The sequence below is a fragment of the Pseudoduganella umbonata genome (genome assembly GCF_014192225.1).
Taxonomy (GTDB): Bacteria; Pseudomonadota; Gammaproteobacteria; order Burkholderiales; family Burkholderiaceae_D; genus Rugamonas; species Rugamonas umbonata.
The window spans coordinates 271,237-290,585 of the sequence record NZ_JACHXS010000006.1 but is presented as its reverse complement, the minus strand read 5'-3'; the positions used below and the strand labels follow the sequence as shown (position 1 = coordinate 290,585).

The window sequence follows — 19,349 nt, the reverse complement described above, 5'->3', positions numbered from 1 at the left end:
TTAATGTCCGCCCAGGTAGGCCTTGGCCAGGGCGCTGTCGCCGGCGATGTCGGCCGCCGTGCCTTGCGCGACGACCTTGCCGCCTTCCAGCACATAGGCGCGGTCGGCAAGCGCGAGCGCGAGCGACGCCATCTGGTCCACCAGCAGGATCGTCAGCGCTTCGCCGCGCAGCCGGTCCAGCACGGCGAACAGGTCCTCGATCACTTTCGGCGCCAGGCCCAGCGACGGTTCGTCCAGCAGCAGCACGCGCGGCTGCGCCATCAGGCCGCGGGCGATGGCCAGCATCTGCTGCTCGCCGCCGGACAGCAGCCCGGCGCGCTGGTGGGCGCGCTCGCGCAGCCGCGGGAAGCTGTCCAGCATGGCTTCCAGCCGCGCCTCGGTGCCGGCCGGGCAGCGGAAGGCGCCGAGCCGGATATTGTCCAGCACCGACAGTTCAGGGAAGACCTGGCGGCCCTCCGGCACCAGGATCAGGCCCTGCCGCACCACCTGCTCGGCGCTCATGCCGTCCAGCGCCACGCCGTCGAGGTGCATGCCGCCCTGCACGGGCCGGTGCAGCCCGGCCAGCGCGCGCATCAGCGTCGACTTGCCCGCGCCGTTGGCACCCAGCAGCGCCACCAGCTCGCCCTCGCGCACCTGGATGTCGACCTGCTGCAGTACGGGGGCGGCGCCATAGCCGGCGCTCAGCGCACCGATGCCCAGCAGTTCGGCGCCGGCGTGGCGGGCACTGCCCGAGGCGGCCAGGGCGGGCACGCCTTCGCCCTCGCCGAGATAGGCGCGGCGCACGGCGGGATCGTCGCGGATCTCGGCGGGCGTGCCTTCGGCCAGCGGCTTGCCGGCGTCGATCACGACGATCCGGTCGGAGATGCCCATCACCAGCGGCATGTCGTGTTCGACGACCAGCACGCCGATGCCGGCCCGCGCCACGCGCGTCAGCAGCTCGGCCAGGCGTCCCTTGTCCTCGCGCGACAGGCCGGCGGCCGGTTCGTCGAGCAGCAGGATGTCGGGATCTGTGGCCAGCGCGCGGGCGATTTCCACCAGCCGGCGGTCGACGTGCGCCAGCCCCGAGGCCGGCGTCGCCAGGTCGCCGCGATAGCCGCAGAAGGCCAGCAGCCGGGCGGCCCGCTCGCGCGCGGCCGGCGCCGCGCACCGCGCGCTGCCCAGGAAGCCGCCGAGCCGTCCGCCCGTCATGGCCAGCGTCACGTTGTCGAGCACCGTCAGGGAACCGAACAGCAGCGAGGTCTGGTACGTGCGCGCCACGCCGGCCCGCGCAAAGCGGAAGGCCGGGCGGCCGCCGCATGCAACGTCACCGACGGTGATCTGCCCTTCCGTCGGCCGATAGAAGCCCGTCAGCATGTTGATGACGGTGGACTTGCCCGCGCCGTTCGGCCCGATCAGGCTGGTCAGCGCGCCGGGCTGCACGGTCAGGCTGATGCCGGACGCGGCGCGCAGGCCGCCGAACACCATGGCCAGCCCGCTGGCGCGCAGCGGCTGCCGGTCCCGCACGGCGATCGCTTCGCCGGCCGGCACGTCCGGCATGGGTGGCAAGGCGATTGCCGCCGGGCGCGCAGCAGCGGGCCGCACGCGGCGCGCCAGTCCCTGCAGCAGCCCCACCGCGCCGCCCGGCGCCACCAGCAGCACCACCAGCAACAGCGCGCCGAAGAACAGCAGCCGGAATTCCTCCAGGCTGGCCAGCCACTCCGGCAGCAGCCCGACGATGACGGCGCCGATCAGCGGCCCGGCGATGGCACCGGCGCCGCCGATCATCACCACCAGCACGAACAGGATCGACAGCGGGAAGTTGAAGCTGTGCGGCGTCACGAACCCGGACAGCGGCGCGAACAGCCCGCCCGCCAGGCCGGCCAGCGCGGCCGAGAACACGAACGCCGCCGCCTTGACCCGTAGCGGATCGATGCCGAGCGACTCGGCCGCCGTTTCGCTGTCGCGCACCGCGCGCATGGCGGCGCCCCACGTGCCGCGCGCCAGCAGCGCGCAGACCCACATCGCCGCGACGGCCGCCAGCAGCGCCAGGATGGCCACCGTGCGCTCCGTTTCCAGGCTGCCGAACGCGGGCGCGGCGATGCCCATGATGCCGTTCTGGCCGCCCGTCAGGTCGCGCATCTCGACGATGCCGTGTTCGACGATGAATGCAAACGCGATCGTCACCATCGCCAGGTAGGGGCCGCGCACGCGCAGGGCCGGCACGGCCAGCAGGCCGCCGGCGAATGCCGCGACCGCCACGCCGGCGGGCCAGGCCAGCCAGAAGCTCCAGCCCGCACCGGTGGTGAGCATGGCCACCGTGTAGGCGCCCAGTGCATAGAAGCCGACATGGCCGAACGACATCATGCCGCCCAGGCCGATCAGCACGTTCAGGCCGAAGCCGACGATCGCCAGCAGGGCCACGCTGGCCAGCACGAAGGCATGGTACGCATTCAGCGTGAGCGCCAGCACGATGCCCGCGACCAGCATGGCCAGGACGCCGGCCACCTGCCCCGGCGTGCCGGGCAGCCAGGCGCGCTGGCGCAGCGGCGCGACGGCGGCGGGCGCCGCGGCGGACGATTTGCCGGCGAACTTCCGGTCGCCGCGTTTCAGATTCCCGGATTTCAGGTCGCCGAGCTTCAGGTCGCCCAATTTCAAGTCTCTCTTCATACCTTCCTCACCTGTGCGCGGCCGAACAGGCCATCGGGACGGACCGCCAGCACCGCGATCACCAGTCCGAACATCAGCAGCTGCGTGTAACCCGATCCCAGCGTGGCGGCGATCAGGGCCTCGGCGATGCCGAACAGCAGGCCGGCGATCATCACGCCCCAGGCGCTGGTGATGCCGCCCAGGATGGCGACGGCGAACGCCTTCAGCCCGAACAGCGTGCCCATGTCGGCATGCACGTTGAACAGCGGCGCCACCAGCACCCCGGCCACGCCGGCGAGCAGCGTGGACAACGCGAACGCCGCCGCCACCACGCGCCGGATCGGGATGCCCATCAGCCGCGCCGCATCGCGGTTCTGCGTGACGGCCAGCATGGCGGTGCCCCAGCGGGTGCGCCGCGACACCATATGCAGCAGGGCCGCCAGCGCCAGCCCGATCATGGGAATCAGCACCTGCAGCGGATACACGCCCAGGCCCGTGCCGCCGAACTGCAGCGGCGTCACCGCCAGCGGCGACGGCAGGTTGCGCGGCTCCTTGCCGAACGCGTACATCACCAGGTTGTCGAGCAGGATGCCGAGCGCCACCGTGGCCATCAGCCACGCATCGGAGCCGCGGCTGACGAACGGCCGCACCGCGATGCATTCCACCAGCAGCCCGTACAGCGCGCACAGGGCCAGCGCCAGCACGATGGACGGCACCAGCGGCCAGCCCAGCGTCTGGGCGAACATGAACGTCAGCACCGCGCCCAGCATCATCGAACTGCCCTGGGCGAAGTTGACGGTGCCGGACACCGCGTACGTCAGGTAGAAGCCCAGCGCCATCAGGCCGTAAATGCTGCCGAGGCCGATACCGCTGATCAGTGCGGACAGGAGCATGGCATCTTCCTTGTGAAGGTTATCGGGGACCGCGGTTTCACTGGCTCACGCCCACCGGCAGGATGCGCTCGCCGACGAAGCGGGCCCACACGTAGTCGTCCTTGCTCAGCGCATCATGCACGCCGGGCGCGAACGGTTTCTTGTACGTCTTGATCAGTCCCGCGTATTCGTCGATCTGGTAGAGCGACTTGCGCACCGCGTCGCCATTCGTCGTGCCGGCCTTGGCGATGGCCCTGGCCACCAGCTGCATGCCGTCGTAGGCATTGGCGACACCCACCGCCGGCGTGATGTTCTCCGGTCCCTTGACGTCCGGGTACTTGGCCATCATCGCCTTGATCACCTTGGCGCCGACCGGCGACTGCTGGCCGAAGAAGCTGTACGTCTGCACGAAGTGCACATTGGCCGCGCTGGGTCCGGCCAGCTCGGTGAAGCGGCCGCCCAGCGGTCCCCAGTGCGACACGATCGGCACTTTCCAGCCCATGCGGTCGAGCGAGCGCACCACCAGCGCCGACGGTCCCACGTTGCCGACCATGAACAGCGTATCGGCGCCGGCCGCCTTCAGCCGCGACAGCTGCGGTACGACGTCGACATCGTTGCCCTCGAATTTCTCCACGCCGACCGGCGCCATGCCCTTCTCGCGCAGCGCGGCGCGCAGGCCTTTCTCGTTCGATTCGCCCCACGGATTGTTCACCAGGATCATGCCGAACTTCTTGCCGTTGAAGGTCTTCAGCCCATAGTCCAGCATGGCCTGGTCGACGATCTCGTCCACCGCCGACACGCGGAACACGAAGTTCGGCTCGGTGCCATTCTTCGTGATGCCCGTGCCCGCGGCCCACGCGCCCATGAACGGAATCTTGGCCTGGTTGGCCAGCGGCACCACGGCCAGCGAAACCGGCGTATCCAGGCCGCCGAACAGCACCGCCACCTTCTCGCGGAAGATCAGCTCGCGCGCCGCCACCACGCCCTTGGCGGGATTCGATTCGTCGTCGCGCCGCACCAGCACCAGCTTGCGTCCGCCCAGCAGGCCGCCACTGGCATTGATCTCGTCGATGGCGATGGTCAGACCGCGCGTGATCGCTTCGCCGGAACGGGCGGACTGGCCCGACAGGGCGGTCATCAGCCCGATTTTGATCGGCTCGGCCGCCTGGGCGGGCGCAGCCAGGTGGAAGGCCGCGATGGCGGAGGCGGTGGCGATGAAGACCCTGCGTGACATGTTCATGCTGGAAAACTCCTGTAGGAAAAAATGCGGTCGTCCCACAGCAATGCAATCGCCGTGCCAGGTGATGGCAATTCAGCCACTTAATCTGCCAGCACTATGAAAATCAAAGTGTCGACACTCTGGCACTCATCTTGCGTGCAGTAGCGCCAGATACCGTTTTCGACCCAACCAGCACCCCACTGGTGCACAAAGGAGAATTTTCGATGCAGGACGCACCAATTCCAGTCATTGCCGACAACGACAGTGCACGGCGCGCCGCCGTGACGGTCGACACTTACCTGCGCACGCTGATGATCCCCGACCCGGACGGCGCGCGGCGTTTCATCGCCCCCGGCCTGCGCATCCGCTTTACCGGCGGGCGCGCGATGAACGACCCGGCCGAATGCGCCGCCTTCAATGCGACCCGCTACGCATGGGTGAAGAAGCGCTTCGAACGCATCGAGGTGGTGTGCGGCGCCACCGACGACGAGGCCATCGTCTACAACCTCGGCACGCTGCATGGCGCCTGGCCGGACGGCACCCCGTTCGAAGGCAACCGCTACGTGGACCGCTATATCGTGCGCCACGGCCTGATCGCCGAGATGCAGGTGTGGAACGACAGCGCCGAGTGGCTGCTCGACCGCGCGGAAGTGGAGCGGCCATGACCGACGCGTCACTCTTTGCACGGCCGGCCGACCACGGCCGCTTCGCCTACCAGCCCATCACGCGCCGTCCGGCCTACCGCTGGCCTGCCGGCAAGGGCCTGGCGGTGTACATCGGCTTCAACCTGGAGCACTTCGCTTTCGGCGAGGGACTGGGCGCGCGCCTCGGTCCCGCCTCGCCCGAGCCGGACGTGCTGAACTTCAGTTGGCGCGAGTACGGCAACCGGGTGGGCGCGTGGCGCTGCCTGGAACTGTTCGACCGGCTCGACCTGCCCACCGGCGCGCTGGTCAATACGGCGCTGTACGAGCACTGCCCGGAACTGGTGGCCGCCTTTGCCGCGCGCGGGGACGAACTGATCGGCCATGGCCACACCAATTCGGCGCGCCAATCCGAACTGGGCGAACACGCCGAGGCGATCCTGCTGGCAGGCTGCCGCGAACGGATCGCCGCCGGCAGCGGCACCGCGCCGGCCGGCTGGCTGTCGCCATGGATCTCGGAAAGCCGCCTGACGCCCGACCTGCTGGCCGAAGCAGGCTACCGCTACACGCTGAACTGGTGCCACGACGACCAGCCGATGCCGATGCGCACCCGCTCCGGACGTCGCCTGTGGTCGATCCCGTATCCGCAGGAACTGAACGACATCCCGATGCTGGTCGGGCGCGCGATGGACGCCGCGCCGTTCGCCGACATGATCATCGACAATTTCGACGAAATGCGCGAGCAGGCCACCCGGCAGCCGCTGGTGATGGGCATCGCGCTGCACCCTTACCTGGTGGGCCAGCCCTATCGGCTGCGGCACCTGCGGCGTGCGCTGGAACACATTGCCGCCGCGCGCGACCGCGGCGAGATCTGGTTTACCACGCCCGGCGCGATCTGCGACCACCTCGATGGACTGGCCAGCATGGACCACGACATGGGCCACGCCGATGCCGGCCAACCGCCCTGCCACTCCCCCTTACTCTCCACCGAACGATGCGCATGAACACGAATACCGCCCCGCACACCTGCGACTTCCCGATCCACGACACCGTCAACGCCTGGGTGGCGCACGGCCGCTTCACCGTGCCGCCCACCGCCAGCGGCCCGCTGGACGGCCTGCGCTTCGCGGTGAAGGACATTTTCGATGTCGCCGGCTACCCCACCGGCGCCGGCAACCCGCACTGGCTGGCCAGTAACCCGCTGCCGGTGCGCAGCAGCCCCCTGGTCGACACGCTGCTGGCAGCCGGCGCGACCCTGGTGGGCAAGGTGCTGACCGACGAAATCGCCTACAGCATCAACGGCGACAATGTCCATTACGGCACGCCGCTCAATGTGCGTGCTCCCGGCCGCGTACCCGGCGGCTCCTCCAGCGGGTCGGCCGCGGCCGTGGCCGCAGGCCTGTGCGACTTCGCGCTCGCCAGCGACACGGGCGGCTCGACGCGCGTGCCGGCCAGCTACTGCGGGCTGTGGGGACTGCGCACCACGCACGGCGTGCTGCCCTGCACCGGCATGGTGCCGCTGCATCCTTCCTTCGATACGGCGACCTGGCTGGCCCACGATGCCCGGACGTTCGCGCGCGTGGCCGCCGTGCTGCTGCCGCCGTCCTCGCACCGGTTCCGCCGCGTGCTGCATCCCGAAGCCGTCTGCGCGCTGGCCGATCCGGCATTCGCGGCGCCGCTGGCGCAGGTGCTGGCGGCAGCCACGCGCGTGCTGGACGCCGCCGCCGAACCGGTGAGCCTGACGCGCGACGGCGAAACGCTGGATGACTGGCGCCAGGCGTATGCCACCGCGGGCGGCCACGAAGCCTGGCAGACCCATGGCGCGTGGATCACGGAGCACCAGCCCGTGTTCTCGCCCGCCATCGGCGGCCGCTGGACCAGCGCGGCCGGCATCGGCGCCGAGGCGGCGCGCGCTGCGTGGGACCGCGTGCACGGCATCCGTGCGCACGTGCGCGGACTGCTCGGCAACGATGCCATCGCGGTCATTCCGTCCTCGGCCGGCGTGGCGCCGATGCTCGACGCCAGCGGCGCCGCGGTGGATGCGCTGCGCATGCGCACGCTGCAGATCACCTGCATCGCCGGCATCGCCGGCCTGTGCCAGGTGAGCATCCCCTTGAGCTGCGCCGATGGCCTGCCGCTCGGCATCTCGCTGGTGGGCCCCGCCGGCAGCGATGCCGAGTTGGTAAAATTGGCCCTGCATGTCGCCGCGGCGCTGTAACGAGCCGGCGCTGTAACAAGCGGAAATATGCAGCAGAACACGAATCGCCGCCCGCCAGTACGCCGGGCGGCCCATCCGACAAACACGATGAAGCAGATGCCCCCCACTTCCCACGCCGCCGAACACCAGCTGCATGACGACCTCGCATCCGCCGCGGCGGAAGCGAACGACGCGCCCTCCGGCGGCCGCCGCGGCAGCGGCGACATCGAGGCGCGGATCTACCAGTCGATCTACGAAGGCGTGATGAACCAGCGCCTGTCCCCCGGCACCCGCCTGCCGGAGGCGGTGCTGGGCAAGCTGTTCAAGGTGAGCCGCTCGACCGTGCGCAAGGTGCTGCAGCAGCTGGCGCACGACCACATCGTCGAACTGCGGTTGAACCAGCAGGCCGTGGTGGCCACCCCGACGCCGGAAGAAACCCGTGCCATCTTCGAGACGCGCCAGGCGCTGGAAGCGGCCATCGTGCGCCTGGCCGCTCAACGGGTCACGGCCGACGACATCGCCGCGCTGCGCACCCAGCTGGCCGAGGAACATGCGGCCATGCACCGCTACGACCAGCCGGCCTGGGCCCGGCTGGCCAGCAGCTTCCACCTGAAGCTGGCCGAACTGTCCCGCAATCCCGTGCTGTCCGGCTACCTGGCCGAGCTGGTGCCGCGCTGCTCGCTGATCGTCGCGCTGTACGAACCGCCCGGCAACGCCAGCTGCGAGCACGACGAGCATGGCCAGATCGTCGACTGCCTGGAGCGCGGCGATGCCGACGGCGCCGTGGCGCTGATGCAGGCCCACCTGGCCACGCTGGAACGCAACGTCTGCCTGGACCGCTCCGGCGAGGAACACGGCCTGGCGCGCCTGCTGGGACTGAGCTGACGCGTCGGCGGCAGGCGGCAACGGTCAGCGCCGCTTGCGCCTTGCCGCCGCGGCCTTGCGGCGCACCGCCTTGCTGGCGGCCGCGTTCGGCGTGGCCGGCTTGGCGAGCATGCGCCGGATGTTCAGCGCATCCGCGATCCGGGTAGCCGAGGTGCCGGCGTTCAGCAGCACCATCGTGGCGCTCTTGCCCGCGGCGCGGATCCGCATGATCAGGCAGCGCCCCGCCTCGTTCGTGTAGCCCGTCTTCGACAGGCGCACGTTCCATCCCCTGGCGCCGACCAGGCGGTTGGTGTTGTGGTATTCCACGTCGCGCCCCTTGATGCGGATGATGTCGCGCCGGTCGGTCGTCAGGCGCTTGATGACGGGATAGCCGGCCGCCGCCGCCGCCATCCTGACCAGGTCTTCCGCGGTGGACGTGTTGGCGGGCGACAGGCCGGTTGGTTCCTGGATGCGGGTATTGTCCATGCCCAGCGCGCGCAGCTTCGCATCGACCGCCGCCTGGAAGCCCGCGGGCCCGCCGGGAAAGGTGCGCGCCAGCGACGCGGCCGCGCGGTTATCCGACGACATCAGCGCCAGGTGCAGCACGTCGGCGCGCGACAGCGTGGCGCCGACCGGCACGCGCGACCGGCTGTATTTCAGGCGGTCGACGTCCTCGCTGTCGATCCTGATCCGCTCGTTCATGTCGAGCCGGGCGTCCAGCACGACCATCGCCGTCATCAGCTTCGTCAGGGAGGCGATCGGCATCACCCTGTCGGCGTTCTTTTCGAGGAGGACCTTGCCGGTGCGGTTTTCGACGACCAGCACGGACTGCGATCCCAGGGACACGGCGGCGACGGCGGGGACAGTGGCCACCAGGAACGGCAAGGCAGCAACGAATTTCTTGATCATTTGGCGAAGTGAAGGGAAAACGGACGCAGGATGGGAATACATTTCCGCAAATGTATTTCATCATAACATCGAAATCGCCGGCTGGTGCCGTTCCCGCAGCCGGGACGGCGGCCGCATCCCTGCCGATGCCTAATTGCCGGAGTTCCCGGCGCGGCAATCGTCCGCCGCATCGCACACGCTGTCGCAGCCCGCTTCACGGCAGCGTGCACGCACTCGCCTGCAGGAGATCGGCGTACGAGGTAACATGTTTTTCCCCACACAGAGATTCAACACCATGACGACGTCCAGCTATCCCGATACCCGCCTCCTCATCGCCAACGAGTGGATCGATGCAACCGGCGGCAAGACCATCCCCGTGATCAATCCCGCCACCGGCCAGCCGATCGGCACGGTGGCCCACGCCAGCGTGGCCGACCTCGACCGCGCGCTGGCGGCCGCCCAGCAGGGCTTCGAAACGTGGCGCGCCGTCCCGGCTGCCGAGCGCGCCGCCATCATGCGCCGCGCCGCGACGCTGCTGCGCGAACGTGCCGGCGACATTGCCCGCCTGCTGACCCAGGAACAGGGCAAGCCGCTGGCCGAAGCCAAGGGCGAAGCGCTGGCCGGCGCGGAAATCATCGACTGGTTCGCCGCCGAAGGCATGCGCGTGTATGGCCGCATCGTTCCCTCGCGCAACCCAGCCGCCCAGCAGCTGGTGCTGAAGGAACCGGTCGGCCCCGTCGCCGCCTTCACGCCGTGGAACTTCCCGATCAACCAGATCGTACGCAAGCTGTCGGCCGCGCTGACCACCGGCTGCTCGTTCCTGTGCAAGGCGCCGGAAGAGACTCCGGCGTCGCCGGCGGCGCTGCTGCAGTGCTTCGTCGATGCAGGCTTGCCGCCCGGCGTGGTGGGCCTGGTGTTCGGCAATCCTGCCGAGATTTCCGGCTACCTGATCCCGCATCCGGTCATCCGCAAGGTGACGTTCACCGGTTCCACGCCGGTCGGCAAGCAGCTGGCCGCCCTGGCCGGCGCGCACATGAAACGGGCGACGATGGAACTGGGCGGCCATGCGCCGGTCATCATTGCCGAGGATGCCGACGTGGCGCTCGCGGTCAAGGCCGCCGGCGCGGCGAAATTCCGCAATGCCGGCCAGGTCTGCATTTCGCCCACCCGCTTCCTGGTGCATAACGCGATCAAGGCGGAATTCACGCGCGCCCTGGTGCAGCATGCCGAGGGCCTGAAGCTGGGCGACGGCCTGCTGGAAAGCACCACGCTCGGCCCGCTGGCCAACGCGCGCCGCGTCAGCGCCATGTCGCAGGTGGTCGAGGATGCGCGGGCCAAGGGCGCCACCGTCGCCACCGGCGGCCTGCGCGTCGGCGATACGGGTAATTTCTTCGCGCCGACCATCCTGGCCGACGTGCCGCTGGACGCGAGCATCTTCAACGACGAGCCATTCGGCCCGGTCGCCGGCATCCGCGGCTTCGACAGCCTGGAAGACGCCATCAGCGAAGCCAACCGCCTGCCGTATGGCCTGGCCGGCTACGCGTTCACCCGTTCGATCAAGAACGCGCAGCTGCTGATGAACCGCATGGAAGTGGGCATGCTGTGGATTAACCAGCCGGCCACGCCGAGCGCCGAACTGCCGTTCGGCGGCATCAAGGATTCGGGCTACGGTTCCGAAGGCGGTCCGGAAGCGCTGGAGTCGTACCTGAACACCAAGGCGGTGTCGATGGTCGGGGTGTAACGCTAATGGCGCTTAGATAGCGCAATTAGATGTCGCAAACAGCGGTCGCGTCACTGGGGGCATAGCAGGGGTTTCGGGAAGCTTGCTTCCCGCCTGCGCAGCGGTAATTCCGTGCACGGAATTACTCCTCCCTGTCCCCGGTAAGTGAAGTCTCCAGCCACAGTTGCCGCCATTTCAAGGGGACTGACCCCGGTTTTTGCCAAGGCCATCGAGATGCGGCAAAAACCGGGGTCAGTCCCCTTCATCATTGCCAGCGCCCCGGATAGTGCCAACGACTGGCGGGGACAGACCCCTGCTGCTCCGGCGCCCTTTCGACATCAAACATCGCAGACTAAGCGGCTCTAGCGTCTGTGGCCCTTTACTACCTTCACATCCTGACGTTCAGGGAGACGTAAGCGGAACGGCCCGGTCCGGACGAGAACATCGGCTGGGCCTGGCCGGCTGGCCAGAAGAAATTGTCGTACCACGCATATTCGTAGCGCCGGTCGGCCAGGTTCTTCACCTGCACGTCGATGCTGGCCCGTTCGGACAGCCGGTAGCGCAGGCTGGCGTCGAACAGCACGAAGCCGCCGAACTTGCCCTGCTCGTTCGGGCTGTCGATGAAGTAATCGCCCTGGGCGCGGCCCTGCAGGCCGAAGCGCAGGCGGTCCGACGCGCGGTATTCGGCGCCGGCCGTGGAGATGTACCGCGGCGTGGAAAACACTTCCTTGCCCGCCAGCGAAGCGCCGGCCGCCGTGAAGGCCTTCACCACTTCGGCCTTCTGCAGCGAATGCGACGCCCACAGGTCGAGTTTCCCGGCCACCTGGCCGGAGACCTGCAGGTCCACGCCCTCCCGGCGCGTTTCGCCCAGGCCGACGGTGGTACCGGTGGCCGGCATGTTGGCCACTTCGCCGGTGGCGTCCTGCCGCCAGGCGGCCAGGCGCATCTCGGTATGCGGAGCCGGCTTGAACTTGATGCCCACTTCCTTGCCCGTGTTGATCGACGCGTCGAACGTGGCCTGGCCGGGCGCCAGGTAGGCCGGCGCGCCCGAGCCGGTGAGGACCTGGAATGTGCGCCCCCAGTTGGCGTACAGGCTCACGCTGGCGGCCGGGTTGTAGACCATGCTCAGCTTGGGCTGCCTGATCCAGCCGTAGTCCTGCAGACGCGCCGATCCGCCCGCCATCAGCGTGCTGTGGCCGGAAAATTTGTCGGCACGCCAGCCCGGCACGATCTTCACCGATTCACTCGGCCGGATGATGGCCTGCACATAGGCACCCACGTTGTCGAGCGTGTACGCATCGTCGTTCTGCACCAGCACGGGCGTGCCGAAATCGGTCGGGCTGGCATAGCCGAAGCGCATCCGTCCATACCGGTTGTCCTGCTGCTCGGCGTTGACGCCGCCATCGAGCGTAACGAGGTCGTTCGCACGCCACGTCAGGTTGCCCAGGTAGCCCACCTGCCGTTCGTCCCAGGTACGGCGCTGCCGCGGGGCGGAGCCCGCAGGGTTGCTGGTGAACGTGACGCGGCGGTCGTCGTCGTAGCGGTTGTAATAGACCCGGTTGCTGAAGAACGCGTCGGGCGTGATCTGCCAGTCCAGGTGCACGCTGGCGTGCCGCATCTCGCGCTCGCTCCGGTCGTTGGCGTTCTTCGCCGGCGACTGGCGCCGGTCCGCGGCCAGCTCCGCGGCGGTCAGAAAGCCCGGTTCGCCGGCATCGTGCTTGTAAGCGCGCACCACCAGGCCGGCCTTGACGGCCTTGCTGGCCGACGTGACGAACCACTTGCCGCCGACCGAGTATTTTTCGGAACCGGTGCCGCGGTACTCGTCCGACTGCTGCGAGGCGATGAAGTAATTCTGCGCAAAGGACCCGTCCTCGCGGCCGACGGCGAGCTGCGCCTCGCGCGTGTCGTAGCTGCCATAGGTAACGCGCCCGTCGGTGTAGTTGCCGCCCTGGCGGGTGCCGAAGTTGATGTTGCCGCCGATATTGTGCAGGCCGTAGCGCGGATCGTTGGTGCCGCGCACCACCTCGATGTAGTCGATCTCCAGCGGGAAGATCATGTCGATGAAGCGCTGGTTGCCGCTGTTGACGTTGCTCGGGATGCCGTCGATCAGTACCTTGATGCCGTTGATATAGCCTTCCCCGTTGAAGGCGCGGAACGTGGCCTTGCCGGATTCCGCGCCCATGCGCGTTTCGGTTAGTTGCACACCGGGCAGCTGGCCCACCAGCTCCCAGCTGTTCATCACGTTCTCGTCCTCGACCTTGTCGGCCCCCAGCACGTCGACCGACGTCAGGATGCGGTTACTCGCCAGCGGCCCGCCGGCACGCTGGGCACTGATGCGCACTTCGCCCATCACGATGGCGGGATCCTCCGCATGCGCGCTCGGGCTGGACAGCGCCGAAGCGGTTGCAAGAAGCAGGCACAGGCGTTTTTTCTTCACGGTCGACTACCTTATCAGGATTGAGCAGATTGAATATTCGCCGGCCCGCGCCGGCGCCGGCCCGGCGCAGTAATGCCGGTCAGTCAATAATGATATAGCATTCTCATTAGAGGCGGCAACTCCGCACCGTCGCCGATGTTCCCTGCCCCCCCGGCCGCCTGCACGGCCGGGAGGCGACCTAGCGCCCCTGCCGCATGAAACGCATGCCGCGCGTGCGCGTGGTGTCGATCGCCAGCTCCGTGACCACGCCATTGCCATCGCGCCGCACGTGGGCAATGCCGCGCAGCGGGATGTCGGCGCCGTCCATCCGCCACCCCAGCAGGCCGGGCCCGAACGGTTCGAAGCGCAGCACCGTTGCACCAAAGCGGCCCTGCACCCGCATCGTCAGATCCTCGCCTTCCTGCGCGATGGTGGCGCGCGCATCCAGGTCGGGCACCGTGTATTCGCCGGCCAGCGCCGCCGCGAAGGGTGGCAGGCCGCCCTCGGGTGCCACCAGCAGGTCGTAGGGCTCGGGCACGCCGGCCTCGCCGAACGGCAGCGTTGCCGGCGGCGCGCCCTCGCCTTCCAGCGCACGCGCATCGAGCACGAACGGACCGGCCGCGATATCCTCGAACGGCAGTCGCAGTTCGCCGCCGCTGCCGTACAGCGGCATCGGCGGCAGGTTCAGCAGCGATAGACCCAGCGCGCCCTCGACGTCCGCGAAGCCGATCACGAGACCGGAAGCCCGGCCCACATAGCGCGCGCCGATCAGGCGGCGGTACGGGGTGCTGTCGGCCTTGGCCGGCACCGGCCCGGCCAGCGCATCGCCCAGCATCTTGTCGAGCACCTGCATGGCCAGTTCGTGCGGATTGACCGGCGCGCCATTGCTCATGATGACGATGTCGAGCGCATGCGCCGGCACCGTCAGCATCTGGCAGGCGCCGCCGATCACGGCGCCGGCGTGGTGGATCACTTCCACGCCGCGGTACGGGTGGCGCATCAGGCCATAGCCGTAGGGCACGGCGACGCCGTTCGCCAGCCGCGTCGGCGCCGTCATCCGTTCCCAGGCCGCCGCGCTGCCGACGCGTTTCGGGCCGCGCAGGTGCGCGAGCCAGCGCAGCATGTCGTCCAGCGTCGAGATCATCGCCCCCTCGCCCAGCAGCTCCATGCTGGGGAAGACACCGCGCTTGTAGCCGCCACCCGGCAGCGGCACGTGCAGCGTGGCCAGGCCCGGATGGATCGCGAAATCGTCCGGCACGGACTGCGTATCGTGCATGCCGAGCGGCGCGAGGATGCGCTCCGCAAGGAAACGTTCGAACGGCATGCCGGCGGCACGCGCGATCGCCAGCGACAGCAGGTGATAGCCGCCGTTGTTGTACATGAACTTCTCGCCCGGCGCGAAATTCACATCGCGCATGCGCACCTGCCCGGCCAGCATGCTGCCGGCGGGCCGGACCGCCATGCCCTCGGCCAGGAACCCCGCGTCCAGGCCGCAGCGCAGGCCGCTCGTGTGGTTCATGAACTGGCGCAGCGTCGGCATCGCGCCTTGCGTGACGAGTTCGGGCACGTGGCGGCTGGCCGGCGCGTCCAGGTCGAGCAGGCCGTCCTCTTCCAGCAGCAGCGCGGCCAGGCAGGCGAAGTGCTTGCTGGTCGAGCCGATCCGCATCCGCGTCCACGGCGTGTTGGCCACGCCCAGTCCGACGCTGGCCAGGCCGAAGCCGCGCCGGTAGACGGGCTTGCCGTCGCGGGCCACGGCGACCACCAGGCCGGGGGCGTCGGCACGGTTGAACGGTGCGAACAGCGGATCGAGCGCGGCGGCCGCCTCGCTGGGGTTGTCCATATCGGCGGAAACGGTGTTCATCGATTCTCCTGGCTGCGGTTGAGATGGCGGCGACTGGCGGCGGGGCAAACCCGCTTCCTGAACCACTTTATCTGAATTAGAAAATTTTTACAAACGCGAAAAAATAGAAGTTTCCCCCACCATCACGACATCATTGCGCTCCTCCCGGAGCGCGGGGCAAGCACATTTTTCGAGATTAGAAATAAAAATTGACATGTTAGAAAACCGGGAATACGCTCCATTGCAACCTTCTCCGTTTTCAAGGAAACCCATGAACGCAGCCGCCTGTCTCCCTGCCCGCGCCGCGCGCCGCGCCGGCCCCGCCTTGCCTCCCGTCGCTTTGCCTCGCCCTGCTTTGCCTCGCCTAGTTTTGCTTCCGCTTGCCCTGCTGCTGCCGCTTGCTTTTGCCGGCGCCGCCAAGGCGCAAACGGCGGAGGCGCCTGCGGCGACAGCCGCCGCGGAGCCGCAGGTCGTCACCGTATCGGCCAACCGCCGCCGTGAACCGGCGCGCGAAGTGCCGATGCAGGTCGACATGCTGCCCGCCGGGCAGCTCGAGCAGGCGGGCGCGAAGATGCTGAGCGACTACCTGGCCAACCAGCCGGGCGTGGATGTGAAGAACGGCGGCGGCGCCGGCTTCGGCAGCATCAGCATCCGCGGCGTGTCGACCGGCGACCAGACCATCGCCACCGTGGGCACCTATATCGACGACGTGGCCTACGGTTCCAGCACCCCCTTCGCGCTCGGCTCCGTCACCTCGCTCGACATGGCCCTGCTGGACTTGCACCACATCGAGCTGCTGCGGGGCCCGCAGGGCACGCTGTATGGCGCCGGCGCCATGGGCGGCCTGCTGAAGTACGTGACGAACGAGCCGAATCCGCGCGAGTTCTCCGGCAAGGCCGCCGTCGGCTTCAGCGCCACTCGCGGCGGCCGGCCCGGCCATACGGAAAACATCGTGCTGAACGTGCCGCTGCGCGAGAACGTGGCGGCGCTGCGCGTGGCGGCGTTCACCGACAAGTCCGGCGGCTACATCGATGCGACGGGACCGGCGGCCGGTGCCAACATCAATGGCGGGCGCAACAGCGGCGCCCGCGTGTCGGTGCTGGTGGAGCCCGGCAATAAGCTGAAGGTGAGGCTGACCGCCACCGCCCAGAACACGCGGCGCGACAGCACCGATTACGTGGACTACGACGCCGGCACGGGCCGCCCCTCGGGGCGCGAGCTGACCCGCCACGCCGCGCTGCGCGAACCGTACGACATCAAGGTGCGCATCGCCGCCGCCGACATCGAGTACGACTTCGGCTGGGCGCGGCTGAACGCGATCACGGCGCGGCAGACCAACGACATCGACCTGCGCCTGGACTATACGGGCGTGTATGCCCCGCTGCTGGCGCCGCTGGGGCTGGACCTGGCCGGCGTGGGCGTGCACCAGTCCACGCGGGTGCGCAAGTGGACGCAGGAGTTCCGCCTCACGTCGCCGGCGCGCCGCACCGTCGAATGGCTGGCCGGCCTGTTCTACGACGACCAGCGGGGCGGCAACGAGCAGCTGCTCGGCTCCACGCTGGCCGGCGCCGGCGCCGCGCCGGGACCGGACCTGCTGCGGGCCAGCGTGCCCAGCGAATACCGCGAGCTGGCCGCCTATGGCGACGTGACGTGGAACGCCACGCCGCGCCTGGCGCTGACGGCCGGCGTGCGCGTGGCCCGCAACGAGCAGGACTACCACCAGCGCGCCTCCGGCATGCTGCTGGGCGAGGCAACCGACATCGTGTCGGAGTCGAAGGACACCAGCACGACGTACATGGCCACGGCGCGCTACGCGCTGGATGCCACCAGCAACGTGTATGTGCGGGCCGCGAGCGGCTACCGGCCGGGCGGCCCGAACGCCGTGCTGAAGGATTTCCAGACCGGCGCCACCGCCGCGCCGCCCACCTTCGACCACGACGAGCTGTGGAGCTATGAACTGGGCTACAAGGCCGACCTGCTGGGCCGCAAGCTGGGCGTGGAGGCGGCCGTGTACGACATCCGCTGGGACGATATCCAGCAGTTCTACGCCGTCAACGGCATCAACGTGATCGTCAACGCGGGCAAGGCGCACATCCAGGGCGCGGAACTGAACCTGCAGTACCGGCCCACGGCAAGCTGGCAGTTGAATGGCGCGCTGACATGGATCGACGCCCGCCTGTCCGAGGACGCACCCGGCCTGGCGCGCGACGGCGCGCGCCTGCCCAATACCGCGCGTGTCTCGGCCAGCATCGGCGCCCGCTACAACGGCGAGCTGGCTGGGCGGCCCGCCTACGCCGGCATCGACGCCCGCTACGTCGGCAAGCGCAACGCCGGCTTCGACGAGAACCCGACGCTGCCCAACTATGTGCTGCCGTCGTATGCGATGGTCAACCTGCAGGCCGGCATGACGTTCGGCGCGACCACGGCCAGCGTGTACGTGAACAACCTGCTCGACCGCCGCGCCCAGCTGGCCGGCGGCACCGGCTTCGTGCCCTACGGCGCGCCCGTGAACATGACGGTGCAGCGTCCGCGCACGGCCGGCGTGATGCTGACGCGGGAGTTCTGAATGCGCGTCTTCCTTGCCGCCTTTGCCCACGAGACCAACAGCTTTTCGCCGCTGCCCACCACGCTGCGCTCGTTCCGCGACGATATCCTCCACCTGCCAGGCGATGCCGCCACCCGCGACAAGGCGCGCGGTTTCGCCGGCTATGCCGACCTGCTGGCCGTGGCGGCCGCGCGCGGCGACGAGGTGGTGGCCGGCATGTGCGCCTGGGCCCAGCCGGCCGGCCCGGTGGCGCGCGGCGTCTACGAGGGACTGCGCGACGAGCTGCTGGCCGAGCTGCGCGCCGCCGGGCCCGTCGATGCGGTGCTGCTGGTACTGCATGGCGCGATGATGGCGGACGGCTATGCCGATTGCGAAGGCGACCTGCTGCGCCACGTTCGGGGGCAGGCCGGCCCCGCGATGCCGGTCGGCGCCCTGCTCGACCTGCACGGCAACGTGACGCCGGCCATGCTCGGCAGCGGCGCGCTGCTGGTGGCCTGCAAGGAATACCCGCACACCGACTATGCCGAGCGCAGCGCCGAGCTGTATGCTTTGCTGGCCGCGATGGCCGGCGGCGCGCCGGCGCCGCGCATGCTGATGCGCCGCGTGCCGATGCTCGGCCTGTTCGGCACCACGGAAGGGCCGATGCGCGCCTTCGTGCGGCGCCTGGAGGAGGCCGAACGCCAGCCCGGCATCCGCTCGGTGTCGGCGATGCACGGCTTTCCGTGGTCCGACGCCGTGGATACGGGAGCGGCCGTGCTGGTGGCGCACGATGCACCCGCCGCGCAGGCCGCGGAGGAGCTGGCGGGCCGGCTCGCTGGCGAGATGTTCGCGCTGCGGGGCGCCGCCGCGGCACGCCTGCCGCTGGACCAGGCGCTCGATGCCGCGCTGGCCATCGACGGCGCGGGCAGGCCGGTGGTGCTGGCCGACGGCGCCGACAACCCGGGCGGCGGCGCGGCCGGCGACAGCACGTTCGTACTGCGCGCGCTGCTCGAACGTGGCGTCGACAATGCCGCGCTGGGCATGATCTGGGATCCGCAGGCCGCCGCCATCGCCGCCGATGCCGGCGCGAGCGCCCGGCTGCCGCTGCGGATCGGCGGCAAGGTGGGGCCCCGCTCGGGTGCACCGGTGGACGTGGAGGCCGAGGTGCTGTGCGTGCGCGGCGACGCGCGCCAGCCGGGCCTGGGCGGCAAGGGCAGCGACGCCCTGGGCCTGGCCGTGGCGATCCGCGCGGCCGGCATCGACATCGTGCTGAACACGGTACGCCAGCAGGTATTCTCGCCCGAGTGCTTCACCGAACTGGGCATCGACGTGCGCGCACGGCGCCTGGTCGTCGTCAAGTCGACCCAGCATTTCCGCGCCGGATTCGATCCGATCGCGGCCGCCACCGTGTACTGCGACACGGCCGGGACGCTCAGCGCCGACATCGCCGGCATTCCCTACCGCGCCATCGCGCGGCCGATCTGGCCGCTCGATCCGGACCTGGGCGACCTGCCTGCCCAACCCGCATAACCGATAGGACTAT

The 19,349-nt window shown here is 69.3% G+C and carries 13 protein-coding genes; 7 read left to right on the top strand and 6 right to left on the bottom strand.

What is annotated here, in order from left to right; genetic code table 11:
* The 3 genes from FHS02_RS17455 to FHS02_RS17445 are packed head-to-tail and all read right to left on the bottom strand — an operon-like array spanning position 1 to position 4,737.
* Positions 1 to 2,646 (bottom strand): branched-chain amino acid ABC transporter ATP-binding protein/permease, encoded by a 2,646-nt coding sequence (locus FHS02_RS17455; RefSeq protein WP_371861463.1) that lies wholly within the window; start codon positions 2,644 to 2,646, stop codon positions 1 to 3.
* Positions 2,643 to 3,518: a branched-chain amino acid ABC transporter permease gene (locus FHS02_RS17450; RefSeq protein ID WP_137313688.1), complete on the bottom strand. Its 876-nt coding sequence runs from the start codon at positions 3,516 to 3,518 to the stop codon at positions 2,643 to 2,645. The genes FHS02_RS17455 and FHS02_RS17450 overlap by 4 nt, the downstream gene beginning before the upstream one ends.
* A 37-nt stretch (positions 3,519 to 3,555) precedes the next feature.
* The gene (locus FHS02_RS17445; protein ID WP_137313689.1) at positions 3,556 to 4,737 is read right to left on the bottom strand and encodes an ABC transporter substrate-binding protein; all 1,182 of its coding nucleotides are present in this window, start codon (positions 4,735 to 4,737) and stop codon (positions 3,556 to 3,558) included.
* 203 nt (positions 4,738 to 4,940) lie between these two features.
* Here FHS02_RS17445 and FHS02_RS17440 point away from each other — a divergent pair, with 203 nt between their 5' ends.
* The 4 genes from FHS02_RS17440 to FHS02_RS17425 all read left to right on the top strand — a co-directional run bounded on the left by FHS02_RS17440 (position 4,941) and on the right by FHS02_RS17425 (position 8,439).
* Entirely contained in the window at positions 4,941 to 5,381 is a 441-nt protein-coding gene (locus tag FHS02_RS17440; protein ID WP_371861464.1) for a nuclear transport factor 2 family protein, read from the top strand.
* Positions 5,378 to 6,361: a polysaccharide deacetylase family protein gene (locus FHS02_RS17435; protein ID WP_229422602.1), complete on the top strand. Its 984-nt coding sequence runs from the start codon at positions 5,378 to 5,380 to the stop codon at positions 6,359 to 6,361. The genes FHS02_RS17440 and FHS02_RS17435 overlap by 4 nt, the downstream gene beginning before the upstream one ends.
* The gene (locus tag FHS02_RS17430) at positions 6,358 to 7,575 is read left to right on the top strand and encodes an amidase (RefSeq protein WP_137313690.1); all 1,218 of its coding nucleotides are present in this window, start codon (positions 6,358 to 6,360) and stop codon (positions 7,573 to 7,575) included. Before FHS02_RS17435 ends, FHS02_RS17430 begins: the two co-directional genes overlap by 4 nt.
* Before the next feature lie 87 nt (positions 7,576 to 7,662).
* Entirely contained in the window at positions 7,663 to 8,439 is a 777-nt protein-coding gene (locus FHS02_RS17425) for a GntR family transcriptional regulator (protein ID WP_229422603.1), read from the top strand.
* A gap of 24 nt (positions 8,440 to 8,463) precedes the next feature.
* On the opposite strand, the gene FHS02_RS17420 is transcribed toward FHS02_RS17425, so the two are convergent.
* Positions 8,464 to 9,327: a serine hydrolase gene (locus FHS02_RS17420; protein WP_137313691.1), complete on the bottom strand. Its 864-nt coding sequence runs from the start codon at positions 9,325 to 9,327 to the stop codon at positions 8,464 to 8,466.
* A gap of 274 nt (positions 9,328 to 9,601) precedes the next feature.
* Between FHS02_RS17420 and FHS02_RS17415 the strand changes: the two genes are divergently transcribed.
* The gene (locus FHS02_RS17415; protein WP_137317380.1) at positions 9,602 to 11,047 is read left to right on the top strand and encodes an NAD-dependent succinate-semialdehyde dehydrogenase; all 1,446 of its coding nucleotides are present in this window, start codon (positions 9,602 to 9,604) and stop codon (positions 11,045 to 11,047) included.
* 367 nt (positions 11,048 to 11,414) lie between these two features.
* Here the strand turns inward: FHS02_RS17415 and FHS02_RS17410 are convergent, their stop codons facing one another.
* Both FHS02_RS17410 and FHS02_RS17405 read right to left on the bottom strand, forming a co-directional pair.
* Positions 11,415 to 13,463: a TonB-dependent receptor gene (locus FHS02_RS17410; protein WP_229422604.1), complete on the bottom strand. Its 2,049-nt coding sequence runs from the start codon at positions 13,461 to 13,463 to the stop codon at positions 11,415 to 11,417.
* 178 nt (positions 13,464 to 13,641) lie between these two features.
* Complete coding sequence (locus tag FHS02_RS17405; RefSeq protein ID WP_137313692.1) at positions 13,642 to 15,303, bottom strand: serine hydrolase domain-containing protein; 1,662 nt, start codon at positions 15,301 to 15,303, stop codon at positions 13,642 to 13,644.
* A gap of 349 nt (positions 15,304 to 15,652) precedes the next feature.
* On the opposite strand from FHS02_RS17405, the gene FHS02_RS17400 reads away from it, so the two are divergent.
* Positions 15,653 to 17,848, top strand: coding sequence for a TonB-dependent receptor (locus tag FHS02_RS17400; RefSeq protein WP_175424789.1), 2,196 nt, complete (start codon positions 15,653 to 15,655; stop codon positions 17,846 to 17,848).
* Positions 17,849 to 19,336 carry a M81 family metallopeptidase gene (locus FHS02_RS17395; RefSeq protein ID WP_137313694.1) on the top strand — a complete coding sequence of 496 codons (1,488 nt, stop codon included), beginning with the start codon at positions 17,849 to 17,851 and terminating at the stop codon, positions 19,334 to 19,336.
* The last annotated feature ends 13 nt before the right edge of the window (positions 19,337 to 19,349 follow it).

Coding starts and splice junctions, on each gene's coding strand:
- FHS02_RS17455 (WP_371861463.1), bottom strand. CDS start 2,646: ATGAAGAGAGACTTGAAATTGGGCGACCTGAAGCTCGGCGACCTGAAA.
- FHS02_RS17450 (WP_137313688.1), bottom strand. CDS start 3,518: ATGCTCCTGTCCGCACTGATCAGCGGTATCGGCCTCGGCAGCATTTAC.
- FHS02_RS17445 (WP_137313689.1), bottom strand. CDS start 4,737: ATGAACATGTCACGCAGGGTCTTCATCGCCACCGCCTCCGCCATCGCG.
- FHS02_RS17440 (WP_371861464.1), top strand. CDS start 4,941: ATGCAGGACGCACCAATTCCAGTCATTGCCGACAACGACAGTGCACGG.
- FHS02_RS17435 (WP_229422602.1), top strand. CDS start 5,378: ATGACCGACGCGTCACTCTTTGCACGGCCGGCCGACCACGGCCGCTTC.
- FHS02_RS17430 (WP_137313690.1), top strand. CDS start 6,358: ATGAACACGAATACCGCCCCGCACACCTGCGACTTCCCGATCCACGAC.
- FHS02_RS17425 (WP_229422603.1), top strand. CDS start 7,663: ATGAAGCAGATGCCCCCCACTTCCCACGCCGCCGAACACCAGCTGCAT.
- FHS02_RS17420 (WP_137313691.1), bottom strand. CDS start 9,327: ATGATCAAGAAATTCGTTGCTGCCTTGCCGTTCCTGGTGGCCACTGTC.
- FHS02_RS17415 (WP_137317380.1), top strand. CDS start 9,602: ATGACGACGTCCAGCTATCCCGATACCCGCCTCCTCATCGCCAACGAG.
- FHS02_RS17405 (WP_137313692.1), bottom strand. CDS start 15,303: ATGAACACCGTTTCCGCCGATATGGACAACCCCAGCGAGGCGGCCGCC.
- FHS02_RS17395 (WP_137313694.1), top strand. CDS start 17,849: ATGCGCGTCTTCCTTGCCGCCTTTGCCCACGAGACCAACAGCTTTTCG.